This is a genomic window from Candidatus Bathyarchaeota archaeon (genome assembly GCA_026014725.1).
GTDB lineage: Archaea > Thermoproteota > Bathyarchaeia > Bathyarchaeales > Bathycorpusculaceae > Bathycorpusculum.
The window spans coordinates 1-1,200 of the sequence record JAOZHV010000045.1 but is presented as its reverse complement, the minus strand read 5'-3'; the positions used below and the strand labels follow the sequence as shown (position 1 = coordinate 1,200).

Here is a 1,200-nt window from a genome sequence, read left to right as displayed (position 1 = left end):
GGGTTGGTGTTGGCGTAGGTGTTTGAGTTGGTTCAGGTGTTGGTGTTGACGTTGGGCTTTGTGTAGGTGTCGGTGTGGGGCTTGGTGTTGGCGTCGCTGTCGGTGTCGGCGTAGCTGCTGGAGGTTGGTAGGCGTTTACGTATGCTTGCCCCATCGTGTTGGGTGTGTACCCGTACCCGCTGGACAACATGGTTTCGCCCGAGTACACTGGTCCAAGCCCACTGTCGCTTAGCCAGTAGTAAGCACATGCGCCAACTCCTAAGTCACGCTGCGCCAAGATTAGGTTTTGCCACCAAGTATAGTCGTTTTGTTTGTTCTTTGAGCTGGTTAAGCATGAACCTTCTTCGTTGATGACTAACGGTGCGCTCACGCCCATGCCGTTGATTGCGCTCTGTACCTGCGTCTTTAATGTGTTGTAGTCGAGTGCCCAGTAGGCTGTTTGGTCGCTTGGAGCGTAATAGTAGAAGTGTGTGGTATACACCATGTTTGTGGGGTTGGACAACGCGTTGTGTATGGTTGATGCCCAACCAAGGGTTGCGCCGTAGCCGTTTGGCACCCAGCCCATGTGCCACTGCATCATGATTAGGTGGTTTGCGCCTGTTGCGCGTATGGCGTTGTACATCGTTTGGAGGTAGGTCATGTAGCCGCTGGGTATGGGTTCGGTGTCGCCTCCGTTCCAGCCTGGTTCGTTCCATGCTTCAAAGATTACGTTTGGGTAGTCTTTGAGGTTGTTTGCCATGTCAGTCCAAAACCAAGTCCAGAAGGCTTTTTCGTTGTTTTGGTATCCTGCATCGCGTAAAAAGTTGTTGCCTGCGTCGTCCCATCCTGTCATCGGTAGGCCTTGCCAGCCGAAGTTTGGTGTGGCATAGGGGTCTTTTGCAAACGAGCTCGACGAGGGCGTTAGCATGTAGGGTACGATGTCTACGTATATGCCGTATTTGTCTGCTGTTTGGCAGAGTGTGCGCAGGTAGGCTCTGGTGCTGATGGTGGTGGTTGAGGTTGCGCTTGGGTCTTCCTGTGCGGGTGCGATGTTGTCTCGCCAGTACCAGCTTGGGTAGATGAACACGCGTATCATGTTTACGTGCCACTGGTTTTGGAGTGCGTTGAAGGTTTGTTCCATGACTGCGGTTGGGTTGTAGTTCCACTGTACTGCCCACGAGTCGCCGCTTCCGCTGCCCCAGAGTATGAGGTTGGGGGCTA

At 53.5% G+C, this 1,200-nt stretch carries 1 protein-coding gene; it reads right to left on the bottom strand.

From position 1 onward, the window contains the following. A partial coding sequence (locus NWE95_09530; protein ID MCW4004136.1) for a glycoside hydrolase family 5 protein occupies positions 1-1,200 on the bottom strand: 1,200 nt, incomplete at both ends.